The organism is Pseudomonas sp. GR 6-02, from assembly GCF_001655615.1.
Classification (GTDB): Bacteria; Pseudomonadota; Gammaproteobacteria; order Pseudomonadales; family Pseudomonadaceae; genus Aquipseudomonas.
Genome location: NZ_CP011567.1, coordinates 4,004,215 through 4,022,644 on the forward strand (window position 1 = coordinate 4,004,215; position 18,430 = coordinate 4,022,644).

Consider the following 18,430-nt stretch of genomic DNA (forward strand, 5'->3'; position numbering starts at 1 on the left):
GATGACGTCGCTTTATTGGCCCTATTGGCTGGCCCACTACTACAGCTTCCTGGAGACCTCGACCATCGTGGTCGCGGTGCTGATTCTGATTTCCAGCCTGGACGATCTGTTCATTGACCTGTGGTACTGGTCTCGTCGCCTGTTCCGCAAATTCACCGTGGGTCGCAAGTACCGGCCGCTGACCGCCGAGCAACTGATGGCCCGGGATGAACAACCGCTGGCAATCATGGTTCCGGCCTGGCTGGAATACGACGTCATCGCGCCGATGATCGAGAACATGGTGTCGACCCTGGACTACCAGAACTATGTGGTCTTTGTCGGCACCTACATCAACGACCAACGCACCATCGATGAAGTGGAGCGCATGCGTCGGCGCTACAAGCAGCTGCATCGCGTGGAAGTCCCGCATGCCGGGCCGACCTGCAAGGCCGACTGCCTGAACTGGGTGATCCAGGCGATTTTCCTGCACGAGAAAACCCACGGCATGACCTTCGCCGGCGTCGTGCTGCACGACAGCGAAGACGTGCTGCACCCGCTGGAATTGCGCCTGTTCAACTACTTGCTGCCGCGCAAGGACATGATCCAGTTGCCCGTGGTTTCGCTGGAGCGCAACTGGTACGAATGGGTGGCCGGCACCTACATGGACGAATTCGCCGAATGGCATGGCAAGGATCTGGTGGTGCGAGAAAGCATGACCGATACCGTGCCATCTGCCGGGGTCGGCACCTGTTTTTCACATCGTGCCTTGCGAGTGTTGGCCGGGGAAACCCAGAACCAGCCATTCAACACCGACAGCCTCACCGAGGACTACGACGTCGGCGCACGCCTGGCCAAGGTCGGTATGAATGCGATCTTCGTGCGCTTCCCGGTGCAGTTTCGCGTGCTGCGCAAATCATGGTTTCGCAAGCCTTACGAATCGACCCTGAAGATGCCGTTGTGCGTGCGCGAATTCTTTCCCGACACCTTCCGCACCGCGTTCCGCCAGAAGGCCCGCTGGACATTGGGCATCGGGCTGCAAGGCTGGGAACAAATGGGCTGGAGCGGCTCGCTGGCCAACCGTTATCTACTGTTTCGCGACCGCAAAGGCGTAGTGACGGCGTTCGTCAGCATCATCGCCTACGTGATTCTGGTGCAGTTGCTGGGCCTGATTGTTTTGCGCCAGAGCGGACTGTGGGACGTGAGTTTCCCGACGCCGTTTGAAACCAACGGCTTTATCCAATACCTGCTGCTGGCCAACGGTATCGCGCTGGCCTGGCGCATCGCGCATCGCTGCTATTTCACCACCGTGCTGTACGGCTGGCAGCATGGTTTGCTGTCGATCCCGCGCATGGTGGTGGGCAACTTCGTCAACTTCATGGCCGCGTCACGGGCCTGGCGCATGTTCCTGGTTGGCAAGGCGCTGAACCGCAAACTGGTGTGGGACAAGACCATGCACGACTTCCCGTCCACCGACCTGGTCGCTGCCGCACCGCGCAAACTGGGCAGCGTGTTGCTGTCCTGGCAGGCGATCAACGAAACCGACCTGCAAAATGCTCTCGTCGAACAGAAAACCCGGCACATGCCATTGGGGCGGATTTTGCTCAGCAACGGCTGGCTGGACGACGAAACGCTCGCGGAAGCCATCGCCTTTCAGAACGACTTGCCGCGGGTGTTCGATGTGGCCGCCAAGGCGCGGGACTCGAACCAGACGCTGGACGACGAATTCGCCCTGCGCTGGCGCGTGGTGCCGCTTGGCTTGAATGCCGACGGCCGAGCGCAAGTCGCCGTGGCCAGCCCACTGCCGGCCGAAGGCCTGCAACAGGTCAGCGACGAACTGGGCAGCGAACCGGTGCAGCTGATTGCCCGGGAGAGCGAAATCGTCGCGCAATTGCGTCAACTGAACGTGCGCGAAGGCCAATCCGTGCCGGATGCCCGAGCGCCATTGCTGGGCGACCTGTTGATCGAAATGGGCCTGCTGGATCGCGATGTGTTCAGCCGCGCGATGTTGCAGTACCGCCCGCAGCATCATGGCCGCATTGGCGACTATCTGGTCGACAGCGGCGTGCTGCCTCGCGCCACCATCGAAAAAGCCGTGGCACGTCAGCACAGCCACTACCCTGCGGAGCTTCCTGCATGAATCGCCCCTTACTGACCCTCATGGCCACGGGGCTGAGCCTGATACCTGCGTTTGCTCATGCCCAGACGCTGCCATTGCCATTGACCGGTCCGGCCTATGTCACCGCCAACGAGGCGTACAGCGCTTACGAGCGCAAAGACTATGACCTGGCCATCGCCAAGGCTCGCGAAGCGCTACGTCAGCGCGCCGATATCCAGCGTTTGAACACGCTGATTGTGCTGGCTCAGCGCGACAAGGACCTGCGTGATCATCCCAGGCGCTACCCGCAATCACGTCAGGCTCCGGGCTTCGGCGCCGCTGCCCAGGCCTTCGCAGCCTATGACCGCGATGACTTCGGCGCTGCTGCCCAGGCCGCACGCAAGGCCATCGCTCAGGCGCCTAAACGCATGGACTATCGACTGCTGCTGATCGAGTCCTTGCAGCGCCAACCGCATCTGCAGGAAGCGGATCAAGCCACCACCCAGGCGCTTGCGATGTTCCCGGACGACGACGCGTTGCTGATGCGGCGCACAGCGATTCGTCGTCAACTGGCGGTGCCGCTGGCGGTTCAGGGCTATCGCGCCCTACAGCAAGGCCATGTGCCGCTGGCCGTGGATCAGGCCAGAAAAGCCGTCGCCTGGGCCCCGGAAATCGGCGCCAACCAGCAACTGCTGATCAGCGCCCTGCTCGCCGCCCACGATTACCCTGGGGCCGAGCAAGCCGCGTCCGCTGCATTGGCACAGGATGACGGGGAAATCGCACCGTGGATTCTGCGCAGCTACGCCCTTGATCGGCAGGGTAAGACTCAAGCCGCTCAAACTGACCTGAAGCAGGCCCTCGCCATCGATGACCTGCCGCAAGCGCAAGTCCGCAACATTCGCTTCTTCGCCGCCGACGCCGCACTGGCCCATGGCGAGCCGCAGCAGGCGCTCGATCATCTGCAACCACTGGTCGACGATGAAAGCGGCGAAGTCGCCCGTCGCCGCAGCGCCGCCCGAATGGCGCTGCGGCAGAAAAACAATGGGGATCTGAACACTGCCGCTCACGTCCCTGCTCCAGCCCTGAACTGTCAGGAAACGGCCTTCGGCCTGGTGTGTGATATCTGGCCGGGCAACCAACGCGACGACGGAACCGACCTCGCCGCCCAGGCCTATGCGGCCCTGGCCCGCAAGGACTTCGAAACGGCGGTTGCCCAGGCGAACCAAGCCGTCGGCCGCGCGCCGCACAACCCGGCGTATCGACGCCTATTGGTCGGAGCCCTGACCGACCAGAAGCATGTGCCCGAAGCCATCGCGGCGGCCAGCGATGGCCTCAAGGTCAATGGCGATGACGCCCGGCTGCTGAGCCAGCGCGGCTTCTTGCGTCAACAATCGGGGGACGATACCGGGGCACGCCAGGATTTTACCCAGGCCTTGGCCCTGGGCAGCTTGCCGGCTTACGAAGAGGCCAGTCTGTATGCCGCCATCGGCCAGAGAAGAACTGCGCGCGAACGGCTGCAACAGGCGCGGGACACCGGCGAACTGGAAGCGATGAGCGACCTGCAGATCGCCTACTTGTCGGTCCAGGCAGGCGACGATGACCGCGCCCGTGAATCGTTTCGCAAGGCCGATGCTGGCAGCCGGCTCTCACCGACGGCAACGCAGGATGCCGCCTACAACGCCATGCGGGTCAATGACGATGAGCAAGCCGTCACCTATTTCAAGCGAGTCATCGACGCAAAAAGTGCCGGTGAACTCGACATGTCTCCGCAGCAGCTCTTCGACACCCGTCGCGCGGTGGCTGATGTGTCGCGTACCTGGGGCTTGATCAGCACTACCAGTTATCGCGGCAACAGTTCCAGCAGCGGTCTGAGTTCAGCGCCGAGCAGCGGCAGTAACAGCAACGACAGCCTGCAAAACAGCACCGAACTGTCCTGGCGCCCGTTGGGCTATCGCAATGCACGCTTCGTCGAACTCTACGGTCGCGTCACCGACACGCTATGGAGCAAGAACAGCGATTCGGCTAGCGGTATCGATGCCCTGCAAGGCGCCGTTGGTGTGCGGGTCAAGCCGTTCACGGCGCTGAACGTGATGGCCGCCATTGAGCGCACGTTCCCCTTGGGGTCGTCAGACGTCAACGGTGACTGGCTGGTGCGCCTGGGCTATAGCTCAAGTATCGGGACCGATTTGCGGGTCGATACCTCCAGCTGGTGGACCTCGCAGTTGTTCGCTGAAGGCGGTCATTACATCAATGACTCGCGTGACTATTTCAACAGCGAATGGCAGGTCGGCCGCAGTTACGCCATCGGCGGCGCAGGTTCACACTGGGTGAGCTTCCCCCATGTCGTGGCCGCATTCGACTATGACTCAAAGATGAACAGCGAGACCGATACCGACGGCAGCACGAGCTCATCATCCGGTAAGGCCGCAGGCATCGGCGTCGGCAACAACGTCCGGTACTGGTTCCGCGAAGATGCCTACAACGCCCCACGCTCCTACGTGGATTTTTCTCTGCAGTACCGCGTGAAGGTGCTGGGCGATGACCGCGCTCAAGGCGTGTTCGCTCGCCTGACGTATTCCTATTGAGGACTGGTATGAACGTTCGAGTTTATTTGTGCCTGGGGTTTAACCTGCCCTCGACGTGGGCATATCCCCCGCCCCTGAAAAAGGCAGCCCTGTGAAAATCTTTGGCTATACCGCCAGTCGCGCGACCGTTGTCGCCCTGTTGCTTATCGCTACCCTCGGCGCAGGTTCCGGCATGCTCTACGTGACACACACCAAGGCTCTTGACCCGGGGATTGTCGGCATCGTCTGGCAGCCGGACAACAAGACCGTCGGCATCAACGGCCACTGGGAAAAACTCGGCGCCCATGAGCTGCTGGTGCAATGGACCGTCGTCGACGATCAGGCATTCGTTCCCGGTACCGGCCTGCCCACCGTGCCGGTGTTGCCTGACTGGCCCCGTATCGCCAAGGCGCCCTGGGCGCAGGATGTCATTCTCGGGCTGGCCGGTTACTTCAGCGAGAACCGCTCACGGGACAACATCGAGCAACTGGCCGCTGTCTCGGAACGCATCGCCAAATTGCCTACGCCGCTACACGTCACCGGCTGGTATTTCCCGGCCGAAATCGACCCCAGCTGGACCCGCGCCAAAGAACTGCCCGCCCTGCTGGCCAAGCTGCCGCGACCGTTATGGATCAGTGTTTACGACGGCGCCAACATCGGCCCCGCCGCCACCGCCGATTGGCTCAAGCAATGGCTGCCGGATGACATCGGCGTGTTCTTCCAAGATGGCGTCGGCGTCTACGCCCGCACCGCACCGGTGGCCCGAACCTACGCCGACGCCATGCGCCAGCGCCTGGGCAAGGACCGTGTGCGAATCATCGTCGAAGCCTTTCGCCCCAACTTCGGCGGCGGATTCCGCTCCGCGACCGCGGCCGAACTCAAACCGCAACTCGCGGCCTATGACGGTTATCCGCTCTACCTGTTCGACGGACCGCACTACGTGACGCCTGAGTTGCTGGAGCAACTGGTGCGGTGAATCGCAAAGCAGCCATTTATAACGTCGTGGCTAACCGACGCCTAAAAGATATGAAGCCGACTGAAGCCCCCCCGGTTGAGCCGCAGCGAAGCAGGTAGTTTGGAATCGTAATCAAGTAGGTGCCGAATTAGTCCCTGCATTCGGGATCGCCGACTCCCGAGATCGAACCGCATACAATGCCGAAAAGATATCGCGGATATATTTCGGGCGCTCGGAGGCGGGAATTACCGGAAGAAAATCCAGCATGTCGATAATTGATTCATAGGCAAAACGCATTTCACGGTGATAACGCCAACGGGCACCGAATCCGAGGGCTCGCTCCATTGCGACGAACAACCCGGCGAGCGCAGAACACAAAGGTGCCACCCAAGTAAAGTTTGTAGCGGGTAACAGCGTCGCCAGTGTCGTCAACAGCAACACCAGGATAGTGCCGCCGTTAAACATGATCGGATCGGCCAAGACATCATGCAACTTGGCCGCGTCTGTCAATCGCACCTTCAACTGTTGAATCATTTCCGGGGGCAAGTCCGTTACACCGCTTACATCGGGCGCGACGGGCGCTTCAAAATTGGCGTCATCTGGCATACGAAACTCTCCTGAAGGAAGAGATCAATCCGCCCAACGGCAAACTTCTAGGCATGAGGAATTCAACTAACGAGCGAGTATAGATCATGGCATGCCGAATGCGGCTGAGTGAGTCTCCATCGGCTCCGGATCTTCTCATGCTGATTGTCTGCGCCAAGTGCCGGGTGACGTGCCGAACTGGCGTTTGAATGCGCCGGCACAGAGTCGGGTAACGCCGCCCGTAGCAGGATATCGTCAAGTGGCCGATCCAAGCGATGTGGCGCGTGCGGTACTTGCAGCCAGCACTTGGTCGGTGCTGGCCTGAAAAAGCTGTGGGCTGTGAAGGCAACAAACGGTGGCCGCAACGGTCCAACGCGCGGTTGAACACCAGGTGCGAGCTACCAGAAGCATCACCTGCCGACCGCCACTACCTCTGGGAGAACCAATTGTCAGCTGTCTTTTTACGTCAAGCTTTCCGGCTATCGGCACTGCTCTTTTCCGTTGGCACTTCGTTTTCTGCTTACGCCTGCCCAAAAGGGCAGTACGAAGTCTGCGTGGTTACTTGTTTTTGTGCTCCGGGCTCCAAAGAGGAGACCGGGTCGATTTTTGAGAACATGAGCCAAATAGCTTCCACTGGATTACAGAGTTGGATCGTGCAATCGCGCGACACCGCGGCAACTGGCGATATTCGGACAATCCCGCTGAATATCCGGGCCCAACTCGAACCCTACTATGACATTCAAGTGCTTGATTCGGCTCGCTACAAGGTAGGCGATGATGTGGAGCTTAACGCCGCAAACACCATGCTGCAGAATCCTGATGTCACTGCAGTCACCCTGATAGACATCATCGTCTTTCGCAGTGCCGATGATGCTCTTAACAATGTCGCGCTGTGGGCGCATGAATTGAAGCACGTGCAGCAGTACCAGCAATGGGGAGTTCGGGAGTTTTCCACTCGCTATACCCGTGATTACACAGCCGTCGAGGCGCCTGCTTACGAGATTCAAGCCAAGGTAGCCAGAGCGCTAAGGGCCAGCGTGGCCCAATCAGAACCTCCTCGACATCCTTGAGTTCAAAGGGCCAGGCAATCCTGCCGTCTGCAGCTCTCCATCACAGACCCCGAGAGTCTCGACGCTGGACCAAAAACAGCCGGTGGGCGAAGCGATAGTTAATGAGTAGCTATGCTTAGTCTGTTGTGCAAACTGATTGTGCAGACGGGAATTGCAGACACCCGTGTCGATCGCCGCCCCACTGGTCCTCCATAGGCAGCCGCGAAATATGACGTCCTTGGTCTCATCGATCATCGAGTTACTCACGGCGCACCCGCATATCGTGTATCTGGCCGTGTTTCTCTTGGCACTTTCCGAGTCAATCCCGATCATCGGTGTCGTCGTTCCCGGCACCGCCGTGATTCTTGCGCTCAGCACCCTGGTGCCGAGCGGCGTGTTATTGCTCTGGCCGTTGCTGATCGCCGCCACGTCAGGCGCCATTGCGGGGGATGGTCTTTCGTTCTGGCTCGGGCACCGATACCGCCGCGAGATTCTTGGCCTCTGGCCACTGAACCGGCATCCTGAGCTGATTCAGCGCAGCGAAGCCTTTTTCAACCGTCATCGCGATAAAAGTATCTTTTTCGCGCGCTTCACACCGGGCGTCCGCGCCTTCGTTCCGCTCCTCGCCGGCACGCTGGGAATGGCGGTCAGTCGGTTCTATGCCGTCAATGTCGTGTCGGCGCTCGCCTGGGCTCCGTCGCATATCCTGCCCGGCGTGCTCGTCGGCGCGACGTTCAGCATTCTCGGTGCAGCTGCAAAGCCGCTCGCGATCCTGCTGACCGTTCTAGTCGCGGTGGGCTGGGTGGTCCTGCATATCGTGCGCTGGGCGCTGCATCGCGGCATCCCCTACTTCATCGTCGCAGTGCAGCGGTTGCGGGGCTGGACCGGCGCCCACGACACCTGGCTGAGCCGCAGCTTCACTCACTTCCTCGATCCTTCACGGCCCGAAGCACGGGCTCTCGCACTGTCGACGGTCCTGCTCGTCGGTGCCGCGTGGCTTTTCTTCGGTGTCCTTGAGGACATCATCAACGGCGACCCGTTGCTGCTTGCAGATAGCGCGATATACCGCGCGCTCCAGGATCTTCGCACTGCACCGGGCGATGCGGTGATGATCGCCATCACGGAACTCGGCGACACCAAGGTCGTGCTGGCGGTCACGATTGTTGTCTTGCTGTGGCTCATGTGGAAACGCGCCTGGCGTACGGCTGCCTATTGGCTGATTGCAATCGCCGGCGCTTCGGGGCTCACCATAGTCATCAAGGTAGCGCTGTATCGAGCTCTCCCTGCGGAACCTCTCTATTCCGGGTGGAGTGCCTTTTCCTTCCCCAGCGGCCACAGCACGATCAATGTCGTGCTATACGGTTTTCTCGCCTTCCTTATCGCGCGTGATACCCGCCCGGCACGGCGCCTCGTGGTCGCTCCTGGTGCAGCCACCCTGATATTTCTGATTGCATTCTCGCACCTCTACCTCGGGGCACATTGGCTTTCCGACGTGCTCGGGGGGCTGGCATTCGGATCCGCTTGGCTGGCGCTACTCAGCCTCTTCTACCTGCGGCGGCAGGCCGAGCACATTGGCTCAGCGGGGCTGCTCGCCCTCGGATGTGTGACACTTCTGCTCGCCGGCGGCTTCAATATCTATCGTAACCATACGACGGACAGCAGTCGTTATGCCGTCAAGGTGGGAACGTTGACCTTAGCTGCCACCGATTGGTGGACGTCGGATTGGCAGCAACTGCCGGTGCGGCGTATCGACCTCACTGGCGAGACGAATGAGCCACTGACGTTTCAGTGGGCCGGTGGTCTGCCGGAGTTGCAAGATGTCCTGCAGCGCAACGGATGGCGCACCTCAGCGGCATGGACACTGTTGAATTCCCTGAACTGGTTTACCGTCCAGGCTGACCCTGCCGATCTTCCGGTCATCCCTCTTTTCGCCAGTGGTCGCCTTCCCAGTCTGACGCTCATTCGAACGTATAACGATGATGGATCTGCCGGTTCGCGCCTGGTGCTTCGATTGTGGATCGTCGATATCGAGCTCACAAACGGGCGAACTATGCCGCTGTGGATTGGCTCGGTTGTCGAGGAGCGTTTCTATCATCCCCTGGCCCTCGTCACGTTAACGTCAACACAACCCGATGCGAATACACCGCGCAGAATGCTAGCGGCCGTTCTAGACGATGGGCGGCTCGTTTCCCGGACCGAAGGAATGGCGGATGCGTATTGGGATGGGCAGGTCCTGTTAGCTCGCACGGTGAAAAACAAAAATGAATGACCGTTCAGGGTCGTTTGCCGCCCTACTTCTGAAGGAGCGCTTCCCCATGGCCTGAATCAGGAATAAAGTAGCAAGACCTACATAAATCGTAGAAAACGCTACATGAAAAATTGGCTAGCTTTGATATTAGGTCTGCCGACCGCCAATGCCACCGAACGCATGCGTGCCTGGCGCGCACTAAAAGCCTCCGGAGCGGCGGTCTTACGCGATGGCGCCTACCTTTTACCGGATACCGCTGCCTGTCGAGAAGCGCTAACGTCTGTCGAGCGCGACATCCTGGCCATCAATGGCACCGCCTACGTCCTGCCTGTCGTTGATCCTGACGGTGAACGCTTTATTGAGCTGTTCGACCGTAGCGATGATTACGGCAAGCTAGGCGCCGAGATCGAAGCATGCCGGGCACAGCTCAATGCCGAGAATGCGCTGGTCACCACCAAGCAAATTCGCAAACTGCGTAAAGCCTACGATCAGCTGACCAGCATCGATTACTTTTCAGGCAAGCCGAAGCAGCAGGTCGACTTGGCGTTGCAGGAGCTTGAGACAGCGGTCAGCAGAGCGCTGTCTGCGGATGAGCCGCATAGCCGCGACCAGCCAATCACGGCACTGAGCCTTGGCGATTATCAATGTCGTGTCTGGGCAACGCGTAAACGCCCATGGATCGACCGCCTGGCTTGCGCCTGGTTGATTCGACGCTTCATTGATCCGCAGGCTCAGATCCTTTGGCTGAACACTCCACAGGAGTGCCCAGCCGATGCATTGGGTTTCGACTTCGATGACGCAACTTTCAGTCATGTCGGCAATCGCGTGACCTTTGAAACCCTGCAAGCCAGCTTTGAACTTCAAGAGCCGGGCCTGAGCCGCATCGCTGCACTGGTGCATTACCTCGATATCGGTGGCATTCAGCCGGTGGAGGCTGCCGGCATCGAACGGGTGCTGGCAGGGCTACGCGAAACCATTGCCCATGACGACCACTTGTTGGCTGCTGCCAGCGCCATCTTTGACGGCCTGCTCGCCGAGTTCGTGAAAGAGGAACATCCCAATGATTAAGGCGTCCCCATCAGCTGTTGAAGAGGATCTGTCGAGGCCTGAACCGATCAGTTTGCGTGAGGCGTTCTGGTTCTGGCTGAAGTTGGGATTCATTAGCTTTGGCGGGCCCGCAGGACAGATCTCGATCATGCACCAGGAGTTGGTAGAGCGGCGGCGTTGGATTTCCGAGCGGCGGTTTCTGCATGCCCTCAACTATTGCATGCTGTTGCCAGGGCCGGAGGCTCAGCAGCTAGCAACCTATATCGGTTGGTTGATGCATCGAACCTGGGGTGGGGTGATCGCCGGGGGGCTGTTTGTGTTGCCCTCACTGTTTATCCTGATCGCGCTGTCCTGGATGTATATCGCCTTCGGCGAAGTCCCGGTGGTGGCCGGGCTTTTCTATGGCATCAAGCCCGCCGTGACGGCCATCGTCGTGCAGGCGGCCCATCGAATCGGCTCGCGCGCGCTGAAAAACAACTGGCTGTGGGCTATGGCGGCGGCGTCATTTACCGCGATCTTCGCGTTCAATGTGCCGTTCCCGCTGATCGTGCTAGGAGCCGCGTTAATCGGTTATGCCGGAGGCCGCCTGGCGCCCGAGAAATTCAGGACCGGGGGCCATAGCACCGCCAAAAAGTCCTTCGGCCCAGCATTGATCGATGACGACACCCCGTCCCCTGAGCATGCCCGGTTCAGCTGGTTGAAACTGGCGCTGCTGGCACTCATCGGCGCAGCGTTGTGGGCGTTGCCGATGGGGGTCTTGACCGTACTCTTTGGCTGGGACGGCACCTTGACTCAGATGGGCTGGTTCTTTACCAAGGCCGCATTGCTGACCTTTGGCGGCGCCTATGCGGTGCTTCCCTACGTCTACCAAGGCGCGGTCGGTCATTATGGCTGGCTGACACCGACACAAATGATCGACGGATTGGCGCTGGGGGAAACCACACCGGGGCCGCTGATCATGGTGGTGGCTTTCGTCGGCTTTGTCGGCGCCTATGTCTCGCAGGTGTTCGGCGCCGATCAGGTGTTTCTGGCCGGAGCCGTCGCGGCCACGCTGGTGACCTGGTTCACCTTCCTGCCTTCGTTCCTGTTCATCCTCGCAGGTGGCCCGCTGGTGGAGTCGACTCACAATGAACTCAAGTTCACCGCACCGCTTACGGGGATCACTGCCGCTGTGGTTGGGGTGATTCTCAATCTGGCGTGTTTCTTCGGCTATCACGTTCTTTGGCCCAAAGGGTTCAGCGGCAACCTGGACTGGCCTTCCGCGCTGATCGCGATTGCAGCGGCGATTGCCTTGTTCCGCTTCAAGCGCGGCGTGATTCAAGTATTGATGGCCTGCGCACTCGTTGGTTTGACTGTGCACTTACTGCGCTAGAGCGCGCAATGATCAACTATTTTCTGGCGGGCACCGGGCCTGCCAGATTACCCAGCCTACTGAGTTAGGCAGGAGGTGTTCCATGAGGTGGATTACCCGTGAACGACCCAAAATTGATCGCATTGCCTGTCCCTGGCTGATCACCCGTTTTATCGACCCTGAGGCCGAGTTCTTGTACGTGCCCAGCAGACAGGTTTTGCCGGTAGCCGCAGAGAAAGACGCAACGCCTTATGACATTCCGGGTGTTGAGCTTACACACGAAGGAGAGCTGTGCAGCTTTGATGCGTTTCTGAAGAAGTACCACCTCAGTGATCCTGCCTTGCAGCAGTTGGCCAAAATCGTGCGCGGAGCAGATACCTCCCGCCTGGATCTGACACCGCAATCGGCTGGGCTCTATGCGATTTCGCTGGGACTATCGCATAGTTATGCCGATGACCACGAAATGCTGGCACATGGTTTGATTCTGTATGACGCCCTATATGCCTGGTGCAAGGAATGTCAGGGCGAGTCGCATAATTGGCCTCCTCAGATGTGAGAGGCGTCTACACGGCGGTCCAGCCCGGAACTGGGCTCATGATCAGTGAAACACTGCATATTCTGATCTGCGCATTGCTGAGACTTGGGCGAGGCGGTTGAACCCGCCTTGTCCGAGCAGAAGAAGACCTCATGAACATACGAGACAATCGACGTTTCACTCTGCCAGTCTTCGCGATCCTGCTGACTGCGCTAGCCGTCATGGACTTCGCAAGCCTTCGCTACTGTCAGGCCGCCGACGAGTTGCCGGCTAACGACCTGCCTCTGAAGCACGTCGCCGACATTCCATTGCCCGGTGGCGCCACTCGGCTCGACTACGAGAGCTACGATCCAGAGCGCAACCTGATGTTCATCGCTCATCTTGGTGACGGTGAAGTTATCGCCTTTGACATGCGCGAGTCCCGCGTTGTCGGGCGCATTGCGAACGTCTCGTCGGTACACGGCGTGCTCGTTATTCCTGAGTTGTCACGCGTCTACGCTTCGGCGACGGGTACGAACGAAATCGTTGCGATAGACGAAGCGACCCTGGCAATTGTCAGTCGCATACCGGGCGGCATCTATCCAGACGGCATGGCTTATGTGCCTGACCTTCACAAGCTTTACGTATCGAACGAAAACGGCGAGACCGAAACGGTGATCGACGTGGACACGAACACTCGTGTTGCGACAATTCCACTGGGAGGTGAAGTCGGCAATACACAATATGACCCCATATCACGACACGTCTTCGTCAATATCCAGACTCGTCGGCAACTTATCGAAATCGATCCCGTGACCGACCACATCGTGGCGCGCATTGATCTGCCGGGGGCACGTGGCAACCATGGCCTGTTGATCAATCCGCGTGACCGGCTTGCCTTTATCGCGTGCGAAGGTAATGACAAGCTCCTCGTACTGGACATGCACACCATGCGGGTTATCCAGGCGTTCGATACTGGGGGAGCCCCCGATGTGCTTGCGTTCGATCCAGTGCTGAACACACTTTATGTCGCTGGAGAGGCTGGCATTGTGTCGATGTTCCACGTCAAGGGGGCAGTGGTCACGAAAATCGGCAATGGCAGCGTAGGCCCGCGTGCGCATGTCGTTGCCGTGGATGCCGCGACACACCGCTCGTATTTTCCACTCAAGGATATCGACGGGCACCCGGTACTACGGATTATGGAGCCCCGTTAGCGGATTGAATCGACTCTAGTTCCGACCGTGCTGGATGTCTGACCTGAACTTACTCCTGCCTGACAATATCGACCGAGATCTCCACCGCAGCGATCGTGCCCCGGTTCTCAAGCCAGTGCGTGGTGTTCCTGTCCTCGGGCCAACCCACGCCCGGCCCATAGTCCGTGGCGACGCCATTTCGATGGTCGGTGATGGTTCCTTGCAGTATGTAAACGGTGCCGGGTCTGTCTTTATGGTTGTGAACCGGCCCAAAGACGCCTCCAGGCTCGATGGTCACCATGCGCATTCTAAGTTGGCGCCCTGCCATGCCTTCGATCTCGGGGCCAAGGTCAACCGTTGCCAGTAACTTCACCGTAACACCTTGCGTTTCGGGTGCCGCCTGTTCGTTGCTCATTGTGCTCTCCTCTCTGTACATACAGGGCCTGACTAGAAGTAAAGCCCCTGAGGACCGACAGAGGTGTAAATCCGCCCAGCGACGGTCGCCCATCCGGTCAAATGTCGCCGATGGTCGTTACATTTCGCTTGTCACCGACGTTTGGCTAAGCTGAATAAATCGGGGGTGAACTGATACCGGAGTGATGGCGGCCATCAGCGGATCTGGATTGGCATCAAGACGGTACTCCCGAAGGAGACGACTATGTATGCAGTTATAAGAACCTACCTGGGTGCTGGCGCAAAGGAGCTTTTCGAGTTTCTGGAAAAGCGCAATGCCGATGTCGAAGCGGCCCTACGGACAGTGCCTGGCATCGAAAGCTACACACTGCTCAACACGGGTGATGGCGGCACGGCAGTGACGGTTTGCAAAGACAAGACCGGCACCGATGCAAGCTTGAAAGTGGCGCGCGACTGGATTCAGAAAAATGCTTCGCATATTCAAGTGAAACCGCCGATCGTGACGGAAGGTCCGGTGATTGTGCAGATAAAATAGATTCAACCGGTCGATGCAACACACTAGACACTGTGCAAACAGGCGGCGTGTTGCATCGACGGAAAACACCACTCTCAACGCCACAACAACCCCATGGGCAAACCCGATCATAGCGCTCTATGATTGAACCCCATGACGACCTCTCTTCCGATCCGCCAACCCTGCCCTCCCGGTGCTTGCATCTGCGAACGTGAGCAGCTGTTGGAAACCCCCGGCACGGACCTGCGCATCCTGAGCCTGACCCAGTCGGAAGAGAAACGCCTGATCGAACGCCTGGAAAACCTCCAGAGCCTGAGCGACCTGGAGCGTCTGCAACGGCGAATGTATGAGCAATTGGGTCTGCGCGTGGAGATCGCTCCGGGCTTCAATGAAGTGCGCACCATGCGCGGTATCAATATCACCTTGGGCGAACTGCCGGGCCTGTGCCGCAAAACCCGTCAGTCGATCCCGGCGGCCATTCGCCGAGGGCTGGAGAAGCATCCGGAAGTTGCCTACGAGCTGCTCAATGCCAACGACTTGTTGCGTGATGCCTGATGGCTTGCACCGTTATCCCGATACGTTCGTTCGAATGCCCTGAAACAGGATCAGCGGTCGTACGCACGACACGGTCCGCTGCTATGCCTTCTCATGGGAGAACAGGTTTCAGGCCAGCCAGGACGTCGCTGGAAACTCAGGCGTGACCGTGGCCCCGGCGCCAGCCAGGAACGCGAAGATCAAAGGTGCCAGTCCATAGCAGGAGGTGGCAGATGTTATTCATGGTCCGTTGGTCCATCAGTCCGCAGCAACGTAACAGCGCGATCGAACGTTTTCTCAAGACCGGTGGCGCCCCACCCGCAGGCGTCAAAATGCTGGGGCGCTGGCATGCCGTCGGCGGCTCCAGCGGCGTGGGCATTGCCGAGGCCAGTGATCCAGTGGCGATTCAGAAGTGGGTGCTGGAATGGAGCGACCTCATGAACATGGAAGTCCACGCCGCATTGACCGATGAACAGGTGGCGCCGCTGCTCGCTGCCGCAGTGGGCAAGCAATAGTTGTCGAGGCGGCGGGTGCCCCCTCGCCGCCCAATGCAAGCTTTTCGTAGGAGCCAGGCTTGCCGGCGAAGGCGCTCTTAAGGACGCCTTCGCCGGCAAGCCTGGCTCCTACATCCCGATCCGTCGCCGCATCTCGGCGGTAATCGTCTGCCGGGTTTTCTTCAGCTCGGCCCAGGGTTCATCGCCCACCTCGGCCAGGCGCTCATGCACGGTGTGCAGGTTCCATTGATTGGCGCCCTTGAGCTCAGCCACTTCTTCGCGAAAGATCGGTACCGACACTGGCAACCCTTCGCGGCTGCGTACGGCATAAGCGCAGATCGTGGTGGCGCCGAGACCGTTGCGCAGGTAATCGATGAAGATGCGCCCAACCCGGTTTTTCGGCCCCGACACTGCGGAAAATCGTTCCGGCAGCAGCTTGGCCATGTGACTGACAATCGCATGGCTGAAGTCCTTGACCTCGTCCCAACCGTGTTTGCGGGTCAGCGGTACGACCAGGTGAATCCCCTTGCCGCCGCTGGTCTTGAGAAACGCCTTGAGCCCCAGCTCATCCAGCACCGTGAGGATCAGCCGGGTCGCTTCGACCATGCTCTTCCAGGGCAACGCCGGATCCGGGTCGAGGTCGAGGACGAAGCGGTCGGGTTTGTCCAGATCGACCGACGTGGCGTTCCAGGTGTGCAGCTCCACGGTACTCATCTGCACTGCGCCAATCAGGGCCTCGGCATTGTTGATAACCATCATCGGTTGGCCGGTCAGTGCCTTGTCCAGAGTGATAATGCCGGGTATGGCCAGATTCTCGGCGTTCTTCTGAAAGAACAGTTCGCCGGTGATGCCGTCCGGTGCGCGCACCAGCGCCACCGGCCGGTCCTTGAGTTGCGGCAGAATCCACTCGGCGACGCTGGCGTAATACTCCGCCAATTGCATCTTGGTGGTGCCGCTGCTGGCATCGATCACCCGATCCGGATGCGTGATGCGCACCTTGCCTTGCTCCAGGCCGACTTGTGACGGTGTCGCTTGGGAGGTTTTAGTTTTAGTGGTTGAGGTTTTCACGGTTGTCGGACGCTCCTCGGTGATGTCGGTGGCAGGTTTGTCCTCGCGCAGCCCATGGAACACGGCCTGGCGCACCGAGCCGTCCTTGGTCATCTCGGCGAAGGCCACTTCCGCCAGCAGAACGGGTTTGAGCCAATGCACACCCTTGACTTCAACACCGGTGGGCGGGTTCACCACCGGGGGCTTTTTCGTCTGCAGCGGTTTCAGTTGTTCGTAAAGACGCTTGAGGCTCGCCTCGCTGAATCCGGTGCCGACCTTGCCCGCATAGCGCAATTCCCCGCTGTCACGGTCGTGCAGCCCCAGCAGCAACGCGCCAAAGGCACTGCGCGAGCCTTTGGGATCGGTGAAGCCGACCACGATGAATTCCTGCCGATGCTTGCACTTTAGTTTGATCCAGTCACTGCTGCGCCGGGACACGTAAGGCGAGCCCAGGCGTTTGCCAATCAACCCTTCCATGTGCATTTTGCAGACGCTGTCGAGTAACGCCTCCGGGGACTCGTTGAACGTGTCGGAGAACCGCAACAGAGGGTTTTCATTGGGCTTGAGCACAGTCGCCAGCGCCGCCCTGCGCGCTTCGACAGGAACTTCGCGCAGGTCCACGCCGTTGAGGTAAGGCAAATCGAACAGGTAGTAAACGATGCTGGCGCTACGACCGGCATCGAAGGCGTTTTGCAGCGCCTGAAAATCCGGAACACCCTGCTCGTCCGCCACCACCATTTCGCCGTCGAGCCAGGCCGATTCCAAGCCTAACGCCGCTAGCGCTGCAGCCTGCTCCGGCAATTTGTGAGTCCAGTCGTGACCGTTGCGGGTGAAGAGTTTGACCTCATCGTGGTCGATGCGCGCCATGACCCGGTAGCCGTCGAACTTGATCTCATAGCTCCATTCGCCGTCCGGCGCGGACTCCACCAGTGTCGCCAATTCGGGTTTGAGCAGCTCCGGCAGTCTGGCTCTACGAGCGCCTGTCAGCTGTGATGAGCGCTCTCTGCGCGCCCTCGCCGCTGGCTTTTTTACGGGACTGGGTTTCGACTTGGCGACAATGGTGCGATCGCTGAGTACGCTGTCGGGCTCGGCGGCGACCACGTCGTAATCGCTTTCGGGCCTGGCCGCGCCGTCCTGATGCTTGATCAGAAACCATTGCTCCTGCTTGCCCGGCATGTGCGTGCGCACGAGGTTCCACAGGCCGCCGAGCTTCTCCCCTTGCAACTCGAATTTCAGCCGGCCCTTGGCGTACGCCTTGGCCGGGTCGTCCTGGGGAATCCACACCCCACGGTCCCAAACGATCACCTCGCCGGCGCCGTAATGCCCTTCGGGAATGGTGCCCTCAAACGTGGCGTAATCGAGCGGATGGTCTTCGACGTGGATTGCCAGTCGCTTGACCTTGGGGTCCAGCGACGGGCCTTTCGGCACGGCCCAACTTTTCAGCGCGCCATCGAGCTCCAGGCGAAAGTCATAGTGCAGCTGCGAGGCGTCATGTTTCTGAATGCAGAATTGCAGCGCGTGATCCTTCACCGCTTTTTTGCCCGAACGCTTGGCGGCGGCCGGTTCCGGAGTCGCCACAAAGTCACGCATGCGGTTGTAATCGTCCAGGGTCTTGTTCATGGCTTACCGGGTGCTCGCTGGCGGACGTTGAATCGGCACGTCTCTACATCAGCAGAGCGACAGGTCCGGAAAAAAATTCCATCGCCACTGGAATTGCCCGGACAGACGGCTGGGTCTATCGGGATGATCGCTCGTAGCCTTGATGCGCAACTTCTTGCGCAGTTATTCGTCCCAAATACACCTCAACATCGCTGAACGCCAGGTGGATCAAGCCCTCCAGCCGAGTG

15 protein-coding genes are annotated in these 18,430 nt (G+C 59.6%); 12 read left to right on the plus strand and 3 right to left on the minus strand.

Translation table 11 applies throughout. The features are described 5' to 3' along the window. Position 1: 1 nt before the first annotated feature. The 3 genes from PGR6_RS17635 (at position 2) to PGR6_RS17645 (ending at position 5,614) form a co-directional block, all read left to right on the plus strand. Positions 2-2,116 carry a glycosyl transferase family protein gene (locus PGR6_RS17635; RefSeq protein WP_064618693.1) on the plus strand — a complete coding sequence of 705 codons (2,115 nt, stop codon included), beginning with the start codon at positions 2-4 and terminating at the stop codon, positions 2,114-2,116. Beyond that, positions 2,113-4,659, plus strand: coding sequence for an NfrA family protein (locus PGR6_RS17640; protein WP_064618695.1), 2,547 nt, complete (start codon positions 2,113-2,115; stop codon positions 4,657-4,659). Before PGR6_RS17635 ends, PGR6_RS17640 begins: the two co-directional genes overlap by 4 nt. 172 nt (positions 4,660-4,831) lie before the next feature. Then, positions 4,832-5,614, plus strand: a complete 783-nt coding sequence (locus PGR6_RS17645; protein ID WP_237229646.1) for a hypothetical protein — start codon at positions 4,832-4,834, stop codon at positions 5,612-5,614. Between the two features lie 111 nt (positions 5,615-5,725). Here the strand turns inward: PGR6_RS17645 and PGR6_RS17650 are convergent, their stop codons facing one another. Further along, positions 5,726-6,199 (minus strand): hypothetical protein, encoded by a 474-nt coding sequence (locus PGR6_RS17650; protein ID WP_064618699.1) that lies wholly within the window; start codon positions 6,197-6,199, stop codon positions 5,726-5,728. Positions 6,200-6,624: 425 nt separating this feature from the next. On the opposite strand from PGR6_RS17650, the gene PGR6_RS17655 reads away from it, so the two are divergent. From PGR6_RS17655 to PGR6_RS17680, 6 genes are all read left to right on the plus strand, one after another. After that, a complete protein-coding gene (locus tag PGR6_RS17655; RefSeq protein ID WP_237229556.1) occupies positions 6,625-7,248 on the plus strand; it encodes an eCIS core domain-containing protein in 624 nt (207 codons plus the stop codon). A gap of 208 nt (positions 7,249-7,456) precedes the next feature. Beyond that, a complete protein-coding gene (locus PGR6_RS17660) occupies positions 7,457-9,496 on the plus strand; it encodes a bifunctional DedA family/phosphatase PAP2 family protein (protein WP_064618703.1) in 2,040 nt (679 codons plus the stop codon). A 102-nt stretch (positions 9,497-9,598) separates the two neighbouring features. Then, positions 9,599-10,543 (plus strand): chromate resistance protein ChrB domain-containing protein, encoded by a 945-nt coding sequence (locus PGR6_RS17665; RefSeq protein ID WP_064618705.1) that lies wholly within the window; start codon positions 9,599-9,601, stop codon positions 10,541-10,543. Continuing rightward, a complete protein-coding gene (gene chrA / locus PGR6_RS17670) occupies positions 10,536-11,894 on the plus strand; it encodes a chromate efflux transporter (RefSeq protein WP_064618707.1) in 1,359 nt (452 codons plus the stop codon). The genes PGR6_RS17665 and chrA overlap by 8 nt, the downstream gene beginning before the upstream one ends. 82 nt (positions 11,895-11,976) lie before the next feature. After that, complete coding sequence (locus tag PGR6_RS17675; RefSeq protein ID WP_064618709.1) at positions 11,977-12,429, plus strand: chromate resistance protein ChrB domain-containing protein; 453 nt, start codon at positions 11,977-11,979, stop codon at positions 12,427-12,429. A 131-nt stretch (positions 12,430-12,560) separates the two neighbouring features. Then, positions 12,561-13,601: a YncE family protein gene (locus tag PGR6_RS17680; protein ID WP_064618711.1), complete on the plus strand. Its 1,041-nt coding sequence runs from the start codon at positions 12,561-12,563 to the stop codon at positions 13,599-13,601. A gap of 49 nt (positions 13,602-13,650) precedes the next feature. Here the strand turns inward: PGR6_RS17680 and PGR6_RS17685 are convergent, their stop codons facing one another. Further along, a complete protein-coding gene (locus PGR6_RS17685) occupies positions 13,651-13,995 on the minus strand; it encodes a cupin domain-containing protein (RefSeq protein ID WP_064618713.1) in 345 nt (114 codons plus the stop codon). Positions 13,996-14,238: 243 nt separating this feature from the next. Here PGR6_RS17685 and PGR6_RS17690 point away from each other — a divergent pair, with 243 nt between their 5' ends. The 3 genes from PGR6_RS17690 (at position 14,239) to PGR6_RS17700 (ending at position 15,557) form a co-directional block, all read left to right on the plus strand. Then, positions 14,239-14,529 carry a hypothetical protein gene (locus PGR6_RS17690; RefSeq protein ID WP_018925600.1) on the plus strand — a complete coding sequence of 97 codons (291 nt, stop codon included), beginning with the start codon at positions 14,239-14,241 and terminating at the stop codon, positions 14,527-14,529. A 132-nt stretch (positions 14,530-14,661) separates the two neighbouring features. Beyond that, the gene (locus tag PGR6_RS17695; RefSeq protein ID WP_007937009.1) at positions 14,662-15,063 is read left to right on the plus strand and encodes a hypothetical protein; all 402 of its coding nucleotides are present in this window, start codon (positions 14,662-14,664) and stop codon (positions 15,061-15,063) included. A 212-nt stretch (positions 15,064-15,275) separates the two neighbouring features. Beyond that, on the plus strand, positions 15,276-15,557 hold the full coding sequence (locus PGR6_RS17700; protein ID WP_018925598.1) for a DUF3303 domain-containing protein: 282 nt from the start codon (positions 15,276-15,278) through the stop codon (positions 15,555-15,557). Positions 15,558-15,665: 108 nt separating this feature from the next. On the opposite strand, the gene ligD is transcribed toward PGR6_RS17700, so the two are convergent. Further along, positions 15,666-18,203: a DNA ligase D gene (gene ligD, locus PGR6_RS17705; RefSeq protein WP_064618715.1), complete on the minus strand. Its 2,538-nt coding sequence runs from the start codon at positions 18,201-18,203 to the stop codon at positions 15,666-15,668. Positions 18,204-18,430: the final 227 nt, after the last annotated feature.

Coding starts and splice junctions, on each gene's coding strand:
- PGR6_RS17665 (WP_064618705.1), top strand. CDS start 9,599: ATGAAAAATTGGCTAGCTTTGATATTAGGTCTGCCGACCGCCAATGCC.
- PGR6_RS17645 (WP_237229646.1), top strand. CDS start 4,832: ATGCTCTACGTGACACACACCAAGGCTCTTGACCCGGGGATTGTCGGC.
- PGR6_RS17680 (WP_064618711.1), top strand. CDS start 12,561: ATGAACATACGAGACAATCGACGTTTCACTCTGCCAGTCTTCGCGATC.
- PGR6_RS17660 (WP_064618703.1), top strand. CDS start 7,457: ATGACGTCCTTGGTCTCATCGATCATCGAGTTACTCACGGCGCACCCG.
- PGR6_RS17675 (WP_064618709.1), top strand. CDS start 11,977: ATGAGGTGGATTACCCGTGAACGACCCAAAATTGATCGCATTGCCTGT.
- chrA (WP_064618707.1), top strand. CDS start 10,536: ATGATTAAGGCGTCCCCATCAGCTGTTGAAGAGGATCTGTCGAGGCCT.
- PGR6_RS17685 (WP_064618713.1), bottom strand. CDS start 13,995: ATGAGCAACGAACAGGCGGCACCCGAAACGCAAGGTGTTACGGTGAAG.
- PGR6_RS17700 (WP_018925598.1), top strand. CDS start 15,276: ATGTTATTCATGGTCCGTTGGTCCATCAGTCCGCAGCAACGTAACAGC.
- PGR6_RS17640 (WP_064618695.1), top strand. CDS start 2,113: ATGAATCGCCCCTTACTGACCCTCATGGCCACGGGGCTGAGCCTGATA.
- PGR6_RS17690 (WP_018925600.1), top strand. CDS start 14,239: ATGTATGCAGTTATAAGAACCTACCTGGGTGCTGGCGCAAAGGAGCTT.
- PGR6_RS17650 (WP_064618699.1), bottom strand. CDS start 6,199: ATGCCAGATGACGCCAATTTTGAAGCGCCCGTCGCGCCCGATGTAAGC.
- PGR6_RS17635 (WP_064618693.1), top strand. CDS start 2: ATGACGTCGCTTTATTGGCCCTATTGGCTGGCCCACTACTACAGCTTC.
- ligD (WP_064618715.1), bottom strand. CDS start 18,203: ATGAACAAGACCCTGGACGATTACAACCGCATGCGTGACTTTGTGGCG.
- PGR6_RS17695 (WP_007937009.1), top strand. CDS start 14,662: ATGACGACCTCTCTTCCGATCCGCCAACCCTGCCCTCCCGGTGCTTGC.